The sequence below is a fragment of the Corynebacterium sp. MSK041 genome, assembly GCF_030232265.1.
Taxonomy (GTDB): Bacteria; Actinomycetota; Actinomycetes; order Mycobacteriales; family Mycobacteriaceae; genus Corynebacterium.
This window is the reverse complement of sequence record NZ_JASPJK010000005.1, coordinates 19,285-33,596: the sequence shown is the minus strand read 5'-3', so window position 1 is coordinate 33,596 and position 14,312 is coordinate 19,285. Positions and strand designations below refer to the sequence as shown.

The 14,312-nt window shown below is 61.8% G+C and carries 17 protein-coding genes; 9 read left to right on the top strand and 8 right to left on the bottom strand.

Going from position 1 to position 14,312, the window contains the following annotated elements:
* Positions 1-65 precede the first annotated feature (65 nt).
* Positions 66-2,627: a preprotein translocase subunit SecA gene (secA, locus tag QP968_RS05775; protein ID WP_284855452.1), complete on the top strand. Its 2,562-nt coding sequence runs from the start codon at positions 66-68 to the stop codon at positions 2,625-2,627.
* 60 nt (positions 2,628-2,687) lie between these two features.
* Here secA and QP968_RS05770 read toward each other — a convergent pair whose 3' ends face one another.
* Complete coding sequence (locus QP968_RS05770) at positions 2,688-3,122, bottom strand: hypothetical protein (RefSeq protein ID WP_284855451.1); 435 nt, start codon at positions 3,120-3,122, stop codon at positions 2,688-2,690.
* Positions 3,123-3,255: 133 nt separating this feature from the next.
* Here QP968_RS05770 and QP968_RS05765 point away from each other — a divergent pair, with 133 nt between their 5' ends.
* A complete protein-coding gene (locus QP968_RS05765; RefSeq protein ID WP_284855538.1) occupies positions 3,256-3,666 on the top strand; it encodes an HAD-IA family hydrolase in 411 nt (136 codons plus the stop codon).
* Positions 3,666-4,160: a DUF6912 family protein gene (locus QP968_RS05760; RefSeq protein ID WP_284855450.1), complete on the top strand. Its 495-nt coding sequence runs from the start codon at positions 3,666-3,668 to the stop codon at positions 4,158-4,160. The genes QP968_RS05765 and QP968_RS05760 overlap by 1 nt, the downstream gene beginning before the upstream one ends.
* A 230-nt stretch (positions 4,161-4,390) precedes the next feature.
* Here the strand turns inward: QP968_RS05760 and rsgA are convergent, their stop codons facing one another.
* Positions 4,391-5,455, bottom strand: coding sequence for a ribosome small subunit-dependent GTPase A (gene rsgA / locus QP968_RS05755; protein WP_284855449.1), 1,065 nt, complete (start codon positions 5,453-5,455; stop codon positions 4,391-4,393).
* Positions 5,448-6,722, bottom strand: a complete 1,275-nt coding sequence (aroA, locus tag QP968_RS05750; protein ID WP_284855448.1) for a 3-phosphoshikimate 1-carboxyvinyltransferase — start codon at positions 6,720-6,722, stop codon at positions 5,448-5,450. The genes rsgA and aroA overlap by 8 nt, the downstream gene beginning before the upstream one ends.
* 35 nt (positions 6,723-6,757) lie before the next feature.
* Between aroA and QP968_RS05745 the strand changes: the two genes are divergently transcribed.
* On the top strand, positions 6,758-7,432 hold the full coding sequence (locus QP968_RS05745; protein ID WP_284855447.1) for an SOS response-associated peptidase: 675 nt from the start codon (positions 6,758-6,760) through the stop codon (positions 7,430-7,432).
* Here QP968_RS05745 and ybaK read toward each other — a convergent pair.
* Positions 7,390-7,860 (bottom strand): Cys-tRNA(Pro) deacylase, encoded by a 471-nt coding sequence (gene ybaK, locus QP968_RS05740; RefSeq protein WP_284855446.1) that lies wholly within the window; start codon positions 7,858-7,860, stop codon positions 7,390-7,392. The genes QP968_RS05745 and ybaK overlap by 43 nt on opposite strands.
* Before the next feature lie 28 nt (positions 7,861-7,888).
* Here ybaK and QP968_RS05735 point away from each other — a divergent pair, with 28 nt between their 5' ends.
* Both QP968_RS05735 and QP968_RS05730 read left to right on the top strand, forming a co-directional pair.
* Entirely contained in the window at positions 7,889-8,494 is a 606-nt protein-coding gene (locus QP968_RS05735) for a sigma-70 family RNA polymerase sigma factor (RefSeq protein WP_284855445.1), read from the top strand.
* Positions 8,494-8,742, top strand: coding sequence for an anti-sigma factor (locus QP968_RS05730; protein ID WP_284855444.1), 249 nt, complete (start codon positions 8,494-8,496; stop codon positions 8,740-8,742). The genes QP968_RS05735 and QP968_RS05730 overlap by 1 nt, the downstream gene beginning before the upstream one ends.
* A 282-nt stretch (positions 8,743-9,024) precedes the next feature.
* Here the strand turns inward: QP968_RS05730 and QP968_RS11315 are convergent, their stop codons facing one another.
* Positions 9,025-9,099 carry a 50S ribosomal protein bL37 gene (locus QP968_RS11315; protein ID WP_095066802.1) on the bottom strand — a complete coding sequence of 25 codons (75 nt, stop codon included), beginning with the start codon at positions 9,097-9,099 and terminating at the stop codon, positions 9,025-9,027.
* Positions 9,100-9,228: 129 nt separating this feature from the next.
* Positions 9,229-9,486 carry a WhiB family transcriptional regulator gene (locus QP968_RS05725; RefSeq protein ID WP_034664433.1) on the bottom strand — a complete coding sequence of 86 codons (258 nt, stop codon included), beginning with the start codon at positions 9,484-9,486 and terminating at the stop codon, positions 9,229-9,231.
* A gap of 546 nt (positions 9,487-10,032) precedes the next feature.
* Here QP968_RS05725 and QP968_RS05720 point away from each other — a divergent pair.
* Complete coding sequence (locus QP968_RS05720; RefSeq protein WP_284855443.1) at positions 10,033-10,524, top strand: hypothetical protein; 492 nt, start codon at positions 10,033-10,035, stop codon at positions 10,522-10,524.
* On the opposite strand, the gene QP968_RS05715 is transcribed toward QP968_RS05720, so the two are convergent.
* Positions 10,521-11,747 carry an Rv3212 family protein gene (locus QP968_RS05715; RefSeq protein ID WP_284855442.1) on the bottom strand — a complete coding sequence of 409 codons (1,227 nt, stop codon included), beginning with the start codon at positions 11,745-11,747 and terminating at the stop codon, positions 10,521-10,523. The two genes, QP968_RS05720 and QP968_RS05715, sit on opposite strands and share 4 nt — an antisense overlap.
* Positions 11,744-13,057 carry a DEAD/DEAH box helicase gene (locus QP968_RS05710; protein WP_502870919.1) on the bottom strand — a complete coding sequence of 438 codons (1,314 nt, stop codon included), beginning with the start codon at positions 13,055-13,057 and terminating at the stop codon, positions 11,744-11,746. Before QP968_RS05710 ends, QP968_RS05715 begins: the two co-directional genes overlap by 4 nt.
* A gap of 94 nt (positions 13,058-13,151) precedes the next feature.
* On the opposite strand from QP968_RS05710, the gene QP968_RS05705 reads away from it, so the two are divergent.
* Positions 13,152-13,376 carry a DUF3107 domain-containing protein gene (locus tag QP968_RS05705; protein WP_284855440.1) on the top strand — a complete coding sequence of 75 codons (225 nt, stop codon included), beginning with the start codon at positions 13,152-13,154 and terminating at the stop codon, positions 13,374-13,376.
* Between the two features lie 21 nt (positions 13,377-13,397).
* A complete protein-coding gene (locus tag QP968_RS05700; RefSeq protein ID WP_502870918.1) occupies positions 13,398-14,309 on the top strand; it encodes a DUF3152 domain-containing protein in 912 nt (303 codons plus the stop codon).
* The last annotated feature ends 3 nt before the right edge of the window (positions 14,310-14,312 follow it).

Below are 14,312 nucleotides of genomic sequence, written 5' to 3'. Positions count from 1 at the left end.
GTTTGAATAGCGGGCCTTGTGCTCGCGGAAAGTAACTCACGCACCGCTACAGAAGGAAGCACCACGTGTTCGGAGGACTGTCCAAGCTGCTGCGCGCCGGTGAAGGCCGCACTGTTAAGCGCTACGCCAAGATCGCAGACGATGTTATCGCCCTCGAGGACGAGTACGCAGCGCTGACCGATGAAGAACTCAAGGCCAAAACCGAGGAGTTCAAGGAAGCGCTCGCCGATGGCAAGACGATGGATGACATCCTGCTGGACGCATTCGCTACTGCCCGCGAAGCGTCTTGGCGCGTTCTGGGGCAGAAGCACTACAAGGTGCAGATCATGGGTGGTGCCGCCCTCCACTTCGGTTCCGTTGCGGAGATGAAAACTGGTGAGGGTAAGACCCTGACTTCCGTTCTGCCGGCCTACCTCAACGGCCTGGGTGGCAAGGGTGTCCACATTGTCACCGTGAACGATTACCTGGCGCAGCGTGACGCGGAGATGATGGGTCGTGTTCACCGTTTCCTCGGCCTCACTGTCGGCGTGATCCTCTCCGACATGCGCCCGCCGGAACGTAAGCGGGCCTATGACGCTGACATCACCTACGGCACCAACAACGAGCTGGGCTTTGACTACCTGCGCGACAACATGACCAAGTCCGTCAATGAGATGGTGCAGCGTGGACACAACTACGCCATCGTGGATGAGGTTGACTCCATTCTTATTGACGAAGCCCGGACCCCCCTCATCATCTCCGGCCCCACCGACTCCTCCGGTGAGTTCTACCCCGTCTTCGCCCAGCTTGCCCCGCGCATGCGTGAGGGTATCCACTACGAAGTGGACCAGCGCAAGCGCACCGTTGGTGTGTCCGAGAAGGGCGTGGAATTCGTTGAGGATCAGCTGGGTATTGACAACCTCTATGCCCCCGAAAACTCCCAGCTGGTGAGTTACCTGAACAACGCCATCAAGGCGAAGGAACTCTTCGAGCGCGACAAGGACTACATCGTCCGCCAGGGCGAAGTCCTCATCGTTGACTCCTTCACCGGCCGCATCCTGCCGGGCCGCCGCTACAACGAGGGCATGCACCAGGCCATCGAGGCCAAAGAGGGCGTGGAGATCAAGAACGAGAACCAGACCCTGGCCACCGTCACCCTGCAGAACTACTTCCGCCTCTATGACAAGCTCGCCGGCATGACCGGTACCGCTGAGACCGAGGCAGCTGAGCTCCACCAGATTTACAAGCTCGGCGTTGTAGCGATCCCGCCGAACAAGCCCAACATCCGCAAGGACCACGACGACCTGATTTACAAAACTCAGGAAGCCAAGTTCGCCGCCGTCGCCGAGGATATTGCCGAGCACGTGGAGAAGGGCCAGCCTGTCTTGGTGGGTACCACTTCCGTCGAGCGTTCCGAGTACCTTTCCCAGCTGCTCACCCGCAAGGGCATCAAGCACAACGTGCTCAACGCGAAGCACCACGAGGAAGAAGGCCGCATCATCGCCGAGGCTGGCCTGCCCGGCAATGTGACCGTGTCCACCAACATGGCCGGCCGCGGTACGGACATCGTGTTGGGTGGTAACCCCGAAATTCTCGTGGAGCACAAGCTCAAGGAACGCGGTCTGGACCCCTTCGAGGATGAAGAGGCATACCAGGCAGCATGGGACGAAGAGCTGCCCAAGGCCAAGGATCGCTCGAAGAAGCTTGGCGACGAAGTCCGTGACGCCGGCGGCCTCTACGTCCTGGGCACCGAACGCCACGAATCCCGCCGCATCGACAACCAGCTCCGCGGCCGCTCCGGCCGTCAGGGCGACCCGGGTGAAACCCGCTTCTACCTGTCCATGCGCGATGACCTCATGGTTCGTTTCGTTGGCCAGTCCATGGAAAACATGATGAACCGCCTCAACGTCCCCGACGACGTCCCGATTGAGGCCGGCATGGTGTCCCGCTCCATCAAGGGTGCCCAGTCCCAGGTGGAGAACCAGAACTTTGAGGCCCGCAAGAACGTCCTCAAATACGATGAGGTGCTCAACGAGCAGCGCAAGGTCGTCTACCGCGAGCGTCTGGAGATCCTGGAAGCCAAGGACATCAAGGACCAGATCCGTGGCATGATCGACGACACCGTCGCCGCTTACGTCGACGCCGCCACCAGCGAAGGCTACGTCGAGGACTGGGATCTGGACCAGCTGTGGGATGCGCTGGATTCTCTCTACGGCCCGTCGTTTAGCCCGGATGAGCTTATCGACGGCTCCGATTACGGTTCCCCCGGCGAACTCACCGGCGCGCAGCTGCGCCAAGCAATTGTTGACGACGCCAACCGCCAATACGACAAACTCGAAGAGTACGTCGCCGCCATCGGTGGTGAAGAGCAGATGCGCAACGTTGAGCGCATGGTCATCCTTCCGATCATCGACGCCAAGTGGCGCGAGCACCTTTACGAGATGGACTACCTCAAGGAAGGCATTGGCCTCCGCGCCATGGCGCAGCGCGACCCTCTGGTGGAGTACCAGAAGGAGGGTGGCGACATGTTCCACGCCATGAACGACGGCATCAAGGAAGAAACAGTCCGCCAGCTCTTCATGCTGCGCAAGCAGTTTGAGCAGCAGGCGGCAGCGCAGGAGGCAGCAGCCGAGGGCGCTGAGAGCTAACCCTCCGCCTCATCCACTTCCTAGCGCCCCCTAGCACCCTCTAGCGCCCGATTGCGGGTGCTAGAGCACCCGAAAAGCGTGCAACCGGCCGTCCTTCATGCGTGCCACCCACGCATAGTTGCGTCCCTCTGAGGTTGCGGTGCCGTGGTACTCGCCCTCACCACGGGCATGCGCACTCAACACGCGCACCGCCCCCGTCGGTGGTGCCCCGGTCCGGCGCCGTGCCCGCACATGCGCCCGCACACCATAACTGAAGCTGCGCTTCTGCAAGGTGCGGATATCGCGGATACCAAAAGCTGCATCCAACGCCACCCGTACCAGCGGGGACACCGCGGCAAGCTCAGAAGGATCGGGCGCCGGACCACCAATCTTCCCGGACAAGGCGGCCTGGGATAAACGGCCTGGGGAGCGCCCCAGCGGGCGCGAATCAACCGGCTTTGGAACATCTGGCACCAGGACTTTGAGGTGCGAATGGCCGGGAACGGGATAGTACACTTATTGCCTCCTTGGAAAGCAGAACGTTTTCCTCAAGGCAGGCGGGTCAATGGCTAGGTATCATTGTGCCAGGACTGGGCCGGATTGGCTGGGAAATGAACGTCGAAAAGCAAAAATGCTGGAGGAAATGAAGATGCAAGGCTTGATTCTGGACTACGCGGGTGTGCTCGACGGCGACGCTGAAGACGCACGCCGCTGGCAAGAACTCCTCGCCGCCGTGCGCGCGGCTGGGATTGCCACCGGCATCCTCTCCAACGTCCCCGGCGGCGACGAAGCTGACCCCATCCGCGAGTGGGAATTCCGCGGCCACGTCGACGCCGTCGTACTCTCCGGCGAAGTGGGGGCCGAAAAACCCGAAACCGCCGCATTCCAAGCCGCCGCCGACGCCATCGGCGTGCCCCTCAACGAATGCACCATGATCGACGACGACATCCTCAACGTCCGCGGTGCCGTCGAATCCGGCATGATCGGCATCCTGCATACCGCGTTTGACCGCACCGTCGTAGAAATCCAATCCCTCTTCGGCATCGAGGGCGAGTTCTAATGCGCGTGTACGTTCCGGCGACATACGCCATGCTCAAGGAACTCAACGCCGACGGGCAAATCCACGCCCGCAGTGGCTGGGGCTTCGCCGCCACGCCCGCCCTCGTCGAATTTTTCACCTCCGGGGACCAGGAAGAAATTGAGCTCATCGCGTTTGATGACGCAGCCTTGGCCTCTCTCCGCCTCCTCGCCATCGGCGACGAACCCGACTATCCCCACCGCCGGGTGGTCATCTCAGCGGATGTGGAGGCCGTGGAGCACCCTGACATGGGCGAATCCGTGGTCAAAGTCTCAGGCCCCATCGCGCTTGAGGATGTGGCCGCCATTCACATCGACATCGAAGAAGCTGAGCCCGCCACCCGCCGTGCCGTCGAGCTTATCGACGCCGCCGACCTCGGCGACGAAGACGCCGAACTCGCTGTCGGTGATGCCCAGGACAACTACATGGCGTTCTATGACCCGACCGAGCTGCCGTTCCTGGTGGAGTTGATGTAGAAGCCGGGTTTGGGTCTGGCTTTGGCCTGGGTGGGGCCCGTTTTGGGTCTTTCCGGACCTTTCATGGTTGGGCGTGTGTAAACGGATGCATCGCTAAAATGGGGAGTTTCTAAAACCCCTGGTAGTGGATTTATGCCACTTGATAGTTACCGCTACAATGTAAAGTTTTACACGCGGTTAGTCGCGTGAGGGGCTCGGGACCGGTGGGGGCCTGGGGCCGGTGAGGGGCTCTAGTCGTAGGTGGTCTCGTTGATACGGAGCGCCTCAAGTAGATGGCGGACAGCCTGAACACGGCGGCCGATCACGGAGTCCTGGCCATCGCGGGCGGTGAGGTCGTCCCAGGCGCACTCCGGATCTGCAGGTGGGCCGGCGTGGGTGCAGCCGCGGGGGCAGTTCTCGGCGGCTTCGGCGAGTTCGGGGAAGGGATCGAGCACGTCGTTGGGGGAGACGTGGGCGAGGCCGAAGGAGCGGATACCAGGGGTGTCGATGATCCAGCCGGGGTGCTCGGGCCCTGAACCAGAACCAGCGCCAGAACTCTTACCCGGCAGCTCCAGGGCCACAGACTGGGTCGAGGTGTGGCGGCCCTTGCCTACGCCGGAGACTTCGCCGGTCTCGCGGTTGGCGGACGGGACAAGACGGTTGACCAGGGTTGATTTGCCTACGCCGGAGTGGCCGATGACGGCGGACAGTTGGCCGGTGATGCGGCCCAACAAGGGGTCGAGGTCGTCTGCGATGCCGGTGTGGAGGACATCCACGTCGAGGTCGACGAGTTCCTGTTCGAAGGCGCCGGGGTCGCCGAGGTCGGATTTAGTCAGGCACACCACAGGGGTGACGCCGCCGACGAAGGCGGCGATGAGGGCGCGTTCGACGAACCCGGTGCGCGGAGGTGGGTCGGCCACTGCGCAGACGATGAGGAGGATGTCGGCGTTGGCGACAACGATGCGCTCATAGGGGTCCGTGTCATCGGCAGTACGGCGCAGTTCGGAAGTGCGGTCTTCGCGGCCGACGATGCGGGCGAGGGTGTCTTTGCGCCCGCTGGTGTCACCCACCACGCGGACGCGGTCGCCGACTTCGATGGAGGTGCGGCCCAACTCGCGGGCACGCATGCACACCACACGGGTGCCGTCTTCCAGCACGACGCCCCACCGGCCGCGGTCTTTGGTGATTACCAGGCCGACGACGGCGTTAGCGTGTTTGGGCCGGTCCTTAGTGCGGGGCCGGGAGCCTTTGCCGGGGCGGACTTTGACGTCGGATTCGTCGTAGCTGGAGAAATCCCTGCCTGCGCGTTTAGCCATTAACCATGCCTGTCCACATGTCGGCGAAACCGGGGAGGGTTTTTGAGGTGGTCTCAATATCTTCGACAACCACGTCCTCGGTGGTCAGGCCGATAATCGCACCGGCGGTGGCCATGCGGTGATCGGCGTAGGAGTGCCATACGCCGCCGTGGAGGGGAGCGGGGGTGATGCGGAGGCCGTCCGGAAGCTCCTCGCACTTACCGCCCAGTTTGTTGATCTCTTGGCTCAGCGCGGCGAGGCGGTCGGTCTCGTGCCCACGCAGGTGGGAGATACCGGTGAGCATGCTTGTCTGTGTCGCCTGCGTTGCCAACGCCGCCACCGTTGGCGTTAGCTCCCCGATGTCACTCATGTCCAGGGTGATGCCCTGCAGCTGGCCACGCGGTGGCCCCGTGACGGTCAGCGTGTAGGAGGGGCCATCGGCGATGAGTTCGACCTCGCAGCCCATGCGTTCGAGGATGAGGCGGATGACGTCACCGGCCTGGGTAGTTTTCTGTGGCCAGTAGGGGATGCTCACTGAGCCACCGGTGACGGCTGCGGCCGCGAGGAAGGGGGTGGCGTTGGACAGGTCTGGCTCGATGACCCAGATTTTGCCGCTAATGGGGCCCGGGTGAACGGTCCATTCGTTTTGTTTGACATCAACCCTGACACCGGCCTCACGGATCATGTCCACGGTCATCTCAATGTGGGGCATGGAGGGCAGGCGACCACCGGTGTGAACCACGGTCAGACCACGGTCAAAGCGTGCGCCGGCGAGGAGGAGGGCGGAGACGAATTGGGAGCTGGAGCTCGCATCAATTTCCACGCGTCCGCCAGGGGCGCTGCCAGTTCCGTTGACGGTGAACGGTAGGGAATTGCCGTCCACAGAAACACCCAGGTGGCGCAGGGCGTCGAGGACGGTGGTGAGGGGGCGGGAGCGGGCTTGAGCGTCGCCGTCGATAAGCACGGGGCCTTGAGCAAACGCAGCGGCAGCGGGCACGAACCGCATGACGGTGCCAGCTAATCCGCAATCCACAGTGGCACCCACCAATTCACCGGGTGTGACGGTGATGCGCTCGGCCTCTTCCGTGAAGACGACGCCCATGTTGGACAGGGCGGCGCGCATGAGGTCCGTGTCGCGCGAGTGGAGTGCCCCGATGATCGTGGACTGGCGGTGCGCCAACGCGGCGAGCACATACGCGCGGTTGGTCATCGACTTGGAGCCGGGCACAACCTGGGTGTGCACGAACGGATCAGGGTGGAACGGGGCGGGCCACAAATGGGAGGTCATGCGGCCAAGCATACCGGCGGGCCATAATGGGGGACATGTGCGGACGCTTCGTTCTTTTCACCACCGGCGACGAACTGTTGGAAGCCGTGGGCTCGCTGCCCGGAATCACCGCAGTCCACGCGCCCGACGGCACCCCACCGCCGCGCTATAACATCGCGCCTACCCAGCAAGTGCCGCTCGTGCGCATAGACAAGACCGAAGCGCTTATCGACGCCGCCCGGTGGGGCCTCCTTCCCCCCTGGAAGAAAGACGACACCGGCGCACCCCTGTTCAACGCGCGTGGGGAAACGGTGGCGGAAAAACCTTCGTTCCGCTCAGCCTTCAAGGCGCGCCGGGGACTCATGGTGCTCGATGGCTACTACGAGTGGAAGCAAGAAGAGAAGAGCAAACATCCCTACTACGTCACCCCTCACGACGGGCTGCTCTACGCGGCAGCGCTGTGGGACACGGGCCTGGATAGGCTGTCCACCACCATGGTGACCACGGATGCCACCGAGAACATGGCGTGGTTGCACCACCGCCTGCCACTGTTCTTGAGAGCGGATGAGGTGGAGCAGTGGGTGCATGGCACGCCGGAGGAGGCATTGGAACTCATTCACCCGTCGCGGGTGGCCTCGGACTTAGAGTGGCGCCCCGCTGCCAGCGAGGTGGGCAACGTGCGCAATGACTATCCGGAGCTGATCGGGGAGAAGGAAGCGCCCACCACCTGAGCCAAATCCTGCGGGTTCAACGCCACAGTCAGACCGCGCTTGCCGGCGGAGACGTAGGTGGTGGGAGAGGGGGTGAGGGAGGCGTCGATAAGCGTTGGGAGCGCTTGCTTCGTGCCAAGCGGGGAAATACCACCGACGATGTACCCCGTGACGCGCTGCGCATCTTTGGGTGCGGCCATTTCTGCGTTCTTCCAGCCGAGCGCCTTCGCCGCTTTCTTGAGGGCGAGTTGACCCGCCACCGGCACGCAACACACCGCGAAATCCCGCTCATGGTGGATGACCAGCGTTTTGAGCGTCACGGCAGGATCAATGCCCAGCTCAGCCACCGCATGATCCCCGAAATGATCCGTGTGCGCGGCATACTCCAGGAGCTCGTAGGGCACGCCCGCAGCGTCCAAAAAAGCAAGTGCTTGAGTCTTCGCAGCCATGCCGGCAAGCCTAGCTAGAATGACCCACATGGCCGACAACGACCTTGAACGGCGCTTCAGCGAAGAAGCGCTACCGCTCCTCGACCAGCTCTACGGCGGTGCGCTACGCATGACGCGCAACCCACAAGACGCTGAAGACCTCGTGCAAGAAACCTACCTCAAGGCTTTCAACGCATTCGGCTCCTTCAAAGAGGGGACCAACCTCAAGGCGTGGATGTACCGGATTATGACGAACGCGTACATCAACACCTACCGCAAAAAGCAGCGCCGCCCGCTGGAAACCTCTGCTGAGGATGTGACCGACCGGCAGTTGTACACCACCAGCTCCCACGACTCGACCGGCCTGCAATCCGCGGAGGTCGAAGCCCTGCGCAATATGCCGGACACAGCCATTGCGGACGCCATGAACTCGCTTAACGACGACTACCGCATGGTCGTCTACCTCTCCGACGTCGAAGGCCTGGCATATAAGGAAATCGCCGAAGCGCTGGACATTCCCATCGGCACCGTCATGTCCCGCCTCCACCGTGGAAGAAAACAACTCCGCGAACTGTTGAAGGATGTAGCGAACGAACAAGGCATCGGCCTGGACAGCACCGACAAACAGAGCACTGGCCTGGAGGAGCAGAAATAATGGGTGACTGCAACATCGAACCAACCCGTGCACAAGCGCTGCTCTGCGAATTCTTCGACCCCGACACCCCGCAGGCCCGCGTGGAGGAAATCCGCGCCATCATCCAAACCTGCCCCGAGAATTTTGCCCGGCTGAAAACCGAAATGGAGATCCGCCAGATCGTCCGCCGGTGCAACTGCCAGGACCAGGCGCCGGAGCAGCTGCGGCAGCGGATCGTGCGGTCGATCTCCATTACCTATTACAAGTAGGGGTTTGGCTTCTCGGTGGGGACAAACCGTGATGAATGAACTGCAATAAATCAACTGCAATAAATGAACTCAAATAAACCAGGTGGGCGCATCAGTTTTCGTAAGAAGCTGGTGGCCCATCCTGGTTTATTTGAAAACGTTTATTGGGGTTTATGTTGTGGCGGGGTCCAGACAGGTTCCTGCTACTTAACCCCTACTTCACCTCCATTAGCCCGGCAAAGACAGCACCCCTCCACCCGGTTGGACAACCAGGTGAAGGGGTGCTTCGCTGTTTAACTCTGCTTAGGAGTTGGGACGCTTGCCGCGGTTAGCGCTCTTCTTGCGGCGGTCCTTGCGCTTACGACCACGCTTGCTCATAACGACCTCCTTGGGCCAGATGGAACGGACAGTAAATACTCTGTCTGATCACTGTATCGGGGTGGGCAGGTGCGATGGAAATCGGCAGCCTAGGCGGGGCGATGCCCGCCTAGGCACAAGTAAAAGGAATTAGGCGGTGACGCGCTGGCGGTTGCGCTGCTTGTTGCGGCGCTTGAGGGCGCGGCGCTCCTCCTCGGAGAGACCGCCCCACACGCCGGCGTCCTGGCCGGTCTCGAGTGCCCACTTCAGGCACTGGGAGGTAACGGGGCAGCGGTGGCAGACCAGCTTGGCCTGTGCGATCTGGGAAAGTGCAGGGCCGGAGTTACCAACCGGGAAGAACAGTTCGGGGTCTTCGTCGCGGCATACTGCTTCGTGGCGCCAATCCATGATGAGGTCTCCTTTAAAGTCTGGGTGCGTGGCAGCGCTAAACGCTGCCGTTAAGCGGGGTGGAACAAGTGGTGCTAACCGCACTCCGGGGCACACCACGGCGCGCTTTGCTCACGGCTCTTCAATAAACGGGGCAGGCGCGTGAAATACGCGGGGCTTTCCCGGTGATGAATGGTCGTGCGAAAAGTTGAGCGGATCCGGTCTGATGTGGGCGGTACTTCCCGATGGTTGCGGGACCCGTCTTCCGTTTACCGGATGTTAACTCCGTGGTGATCTGGAGTTGGTGGCTGGGTAACCAGTTCTTTGTTTTTGCTACCCGTGAATAATGGCACGTTTACATACACTCCGCTAGGGGTAGAAGCCAAATTGTGATGCAATTCATATTCATTGGCGCATATTTAAGGCTTTTTGGAGGGGGTAGCGGGGTCAACCGTCGGGAAAGTGTTTGTGTTGAAAACTGCTTGAACTGCACTTTTGGGGCGGTGGGGCGATAGGGGGAGGGGGAGGGAGTTCGTCAAATCACTATCAACCCATAGGATGATGTGCGTGAGTTCTAACGCTTCTAATCCTGAATCAAAGAGCACAACCGCCGGCGTTCCTGTCGTGGGGACGGTCCCGGCGCCGATGAAGGTCGCGGCGATTGTGGCGATCCTTGAAGGCGTCGTCGCTATTGCCGGTGGCGTGTACTTCGCCATCACACAGGCGCAGATGGGCACGGATGAGACGTTGGTGGAATCCGATACCCCGGCGTTTGCCTTCGTGGGTGTTGGCACCGCGATCTTCGTGCTTTTGGTGTTCGGCCCGATGCTCGCCGGTGCGGTGGGCATTCTGCGCGGTCATACGTGGGGGCGCAGCCTCATTGTGTTCCTGAACGTGCTGCTCCTGGGCATTTCGGTCTACATGTTCAGTGGCGGTGCAACCACGCTTGGTGTGATCACGTTGTTCGCAGGGCTGGTGGCGTTGGGGTGTGCGTTGCATCCGGCGTCCACAAGCTGGGCAACCGCAAGCTTCGACGAGCGTCGCGCACGGCAGCTCTAGGAAGCGTCGAGGACAACGACGGTATCGCCACGCTTTTCGACGATCGTGGCACCCGCCGACCCCAACGCCACCGGCCCGCTGTAACCGGCGCGGTCAACGGGGATGGTGTGCTCGGGGTGGTCGACGTTCCAGTCGGCGATGGCAACACCTTCGGCGGTGGGGTAGAGCAGCCGGTCACCCACACCCACGCCGGTGCCGAGAGCACCCTGGTAGATGGTGGTGACGGCGAGCTCCGACGGGTCGAGGAGCAGTAGATTGTGGCCGTCGAAGTATGTCATGTTGTGGGGGAGATCAGCGACCTGTGGCACAAGAATCCGGCTGGGGGAGTCTGCCAGCAGATTGGACGCGGGGACGTGAGAGCTGTGAAGTTGTGCGCCGTCCTGTGAGTAGGACGTCACGGTAGAAGCCGCCGGATCGTACACAGCAGCGCCGTCTTGGCTGATGGCCACGAGGTAAGCCCCCTCGGGGATAGACACGGATTCGTGCATCTCAGGCTTGCGGGAATCCTCCGGGGTCGTGTCCTGGAAGCGCAGCCACGTGCCATCCTCGCAGGTCTCGGTGATGGCCAGGAGTTCCGTGCGCGTCAGCGCGGAGGTCAGCGTGCAGCCAGGGTGTGGCTGCATATCGGGTTCTTGCGGGGCTTTGACATCGCCGTATTCGACGGTGCGGACGAGGTCGGAGCGCCAGAGCTCCGTGCGCGAATATTCACGGTCAATACCCAGGATGCCCACGCGGTCATTGGAAGAAAAGACGGTTGCTGCCTGGGTGTTTCCCGCAGAGCGGGTGTTGGCGTACTGGCCTGTCAGTGCATTGATGCCCACGACGTCACCGCAGCCGACATTGGTGCGGTACACGGCCACGACTTTGCCCCAGGCACCGGCCATGCCGCAGAGTTCAGCGCTGCGCTTATACGTCCACTGCTCGGTGCCGTCTGGTGTGGTGCCAGTGATGGTGCCGTCGCTGTAGGTGATAATCACGCCGTTGACAATCAGCGGGCGCGCCTGTGGTGAGGTGTCCGGCAGGGTGAAAGATTCGGTGAGGGTGTCTGGCACGGCAGCGAGGGCGCCGGCATCGGTGAGCTCCTCGGCTGCTGGTGAGAGGTGGTCCTGGCGGATCGGTGCTGTGAAGTAGGCGATGAGCAGGGCTACGAGGCAAACGGTGGTGATAACGGCGGTGGCAATGAGGTCACCGCGGGTGCGGCGTAGAGGCTTGTTGGTGCTCATCGGCGGCGCCTCCGGGGGCGGGAAGCAGGCTGCTCACCGCGCGGCTTCCTCCGGCGCAGACCGTGAACGGGGCGCGGGGCGCCGACGGTGGGGCCGGCGTCGGTGGGGATGTCTAGGGCCGCGAAAAGCTCGGGGGAGGTGGAGAACCAAGATGGAGGTTCGGGCATGTCCAAGTTCAGGTCGTCGTTGATGAGCTTCCACTTGTGGGTCTCATCAAAGCCGACGAGTGTGACCGCGGTGCCGGTGCGTCCAGCGCGGCCGGTGCGGCCAATGCGGTGGACGTAGGTCATGGGGTCGTCGGGGGTTTGGTAGTTGATTACGTGGGTGACGTCATCAACATCAATACCGCGGGCGGCAACGTCGGTGGCCACGAGGATTTCAATGTCACCGGAACGGAAAGCATCGAGGGAACGCTCGCGTGCTTCCTGGCCCATGTCGCCGTGGACCGAGCCGACGGCGAAACCGCGGCGTGCGAGGTCTTCGGCCACATCAGCGGCGGTGCGCTTCGTGCGGGTGAAGATGATGGTCTTGCCGCGGCCGTCGGCCTGCAAGATGCGCGCGGTCACCTCGGGCTTGTCCATCTTGTGGGAGCAGAACACCACTTGCTTGGTGGTGTCATGGACCTGGGAGGACTCGGTGGATTCAGCGCGGATGTGAATTGGCTTGTTCATCATCGATCGCGCCAAAGCGAGGATCGGGCCTGGCATGGTCGCGGAGAACAGCATGGTTTGAACTGGCTGGTTCAGCGCGCCCCAGATCTTCTGGATATCAGGCAAGAAGCCCAGGTCGAGCATCTCATCGGCCTCATCGAGGACGAGGATGGCCACCTGACTTAAGTCCAAATCCCCGCGCTGGTGAAGGTCCAGCAGGCGGCCCGGGGTGCCCACGACAACATCGACGCCAGCCTGCAGGGCGTTGATTTGTTCGTCGTAGGGGCGGCCGCCATAAATCGTCGATAAGCGAACAGGCGTATTTTTTGCGGCGAGCGCAAGATCTTCGCCCACCTGGACGGCGAGCTCACGGGTGGGAGCGATGACGAGGGCGCGCGGGGTGCCGTCGAGCTCGGCGATCGCGGCATCGTCGAAAACGCGGTCAAGGAGGGGGACGCCGAACGCGAGGGTCTTACCCATGCCGGTACGGGCCTGGCCGATGAGATCGCGGCCTTCCAGTGCGATGGGCAACGTGAGCTCCTGGATGGAGAACACATACGTCATACCGCTACGCGCTAAGGCCTCCACAATCTCCGCGGCAACGCCAAGCGCGGCGAATGAGGGTGGTGACTGTTCAAAGCGATCGGGCACGGTGAACATCTTAACCGCCCACGGTTACAATGTGCCTATTGCACAGTTTGTGTAGAGCATTTGTATAGAGCTGTATAGAGCAAAGGACAGTGAGATAGCCGCAATGGAAATCAAGATTGGTCTGGCAGATAGCCACCGTGAACTCTCCATCACCTCGCCGAAAGGCCAGGACGAGATTTCGGACCACATCACTAGGGCCATTGAATCCGGTGCACCCACCGTCACGCTCGAAGACGAGCGCGGCATGAAGTATGTAGTGCGTACGGAGCGCATCCTCTATGTCGAATTGGGTAACTCCACCCCGCGCGCTGTCGGCTTTTCTGGCTAAAAGCGCGATAGGTTTGGCCCTATGGATTACAGCCCCGATGAACCCGAGGTGCGCATGAGCGGAAACCATTCCAGTTCCGCATTGCAGAATTTTGTGCGCACCTACGGTTGGCGTGCCTACGCCATTCCGGTGCTCGTTGTGGTGACGGCGCTTGTGGTGTGGTCAATTGTGACAACGCCGGCGGGGGAGACCGTGGGTAAATCCCGCGCGCCGGAAGAGGTTCAGGGTTCCTCTGTGCGTAAAACCGTGGAGGATATGCCGATCGGTGAGGTGGGTATCACCGAGCTGCCACCAGGGGGGCCGTACACGGAGCAGGGGGAGGGAACCTTCCGCCCAGTGGGGGCCACTGGCATGCAGGTGGGCGAAGGGCGACAGCAAGTCGTGCGTTTTGCCACTGAGGTGGAAAACGGCGTGGACACCCGTGGCTATGGCGGGGAAGACGCGTTTGCCGCGATGGTGGATGCCACTTTGGCGGATCCGCGCGGCTGGACGAATGACCCGAATGTGCGTTTTGAGCACGTGGGTTCGGACGAAGATCCGGATCTACGCATCCAGTTGATCTCCGTGGGAACAGCCCGCTCCACCTGCGGTGATGACTTGGGGCTGGAAACGTCGTGCCGCATTTTCAATGAGGGTGACGGGGACCGGGTGCTCATCAACGAGTCCCGCTGGGTGCGTGGCGCGGCACCTTTCCAGGGGGATTTAGGCAGCTACCGCCAGTACGTGATCAACCATGAGGTGGGCCACGCGCTGGGCTATGCGGAGCATGAGCCGTGCCCAGCCAACGGGGATTTGGCGCCGATCATGATGCAGCAGACTCTCAGCCTGAATAACCAGGAGCTCTATGACCTCAACCCGGACGAGGTCTACCCACAAAACGACGATACGTGTCGCGCGAACCCGTGGCCATACCCGCGTCCGGCGGTGCTGTAGAGA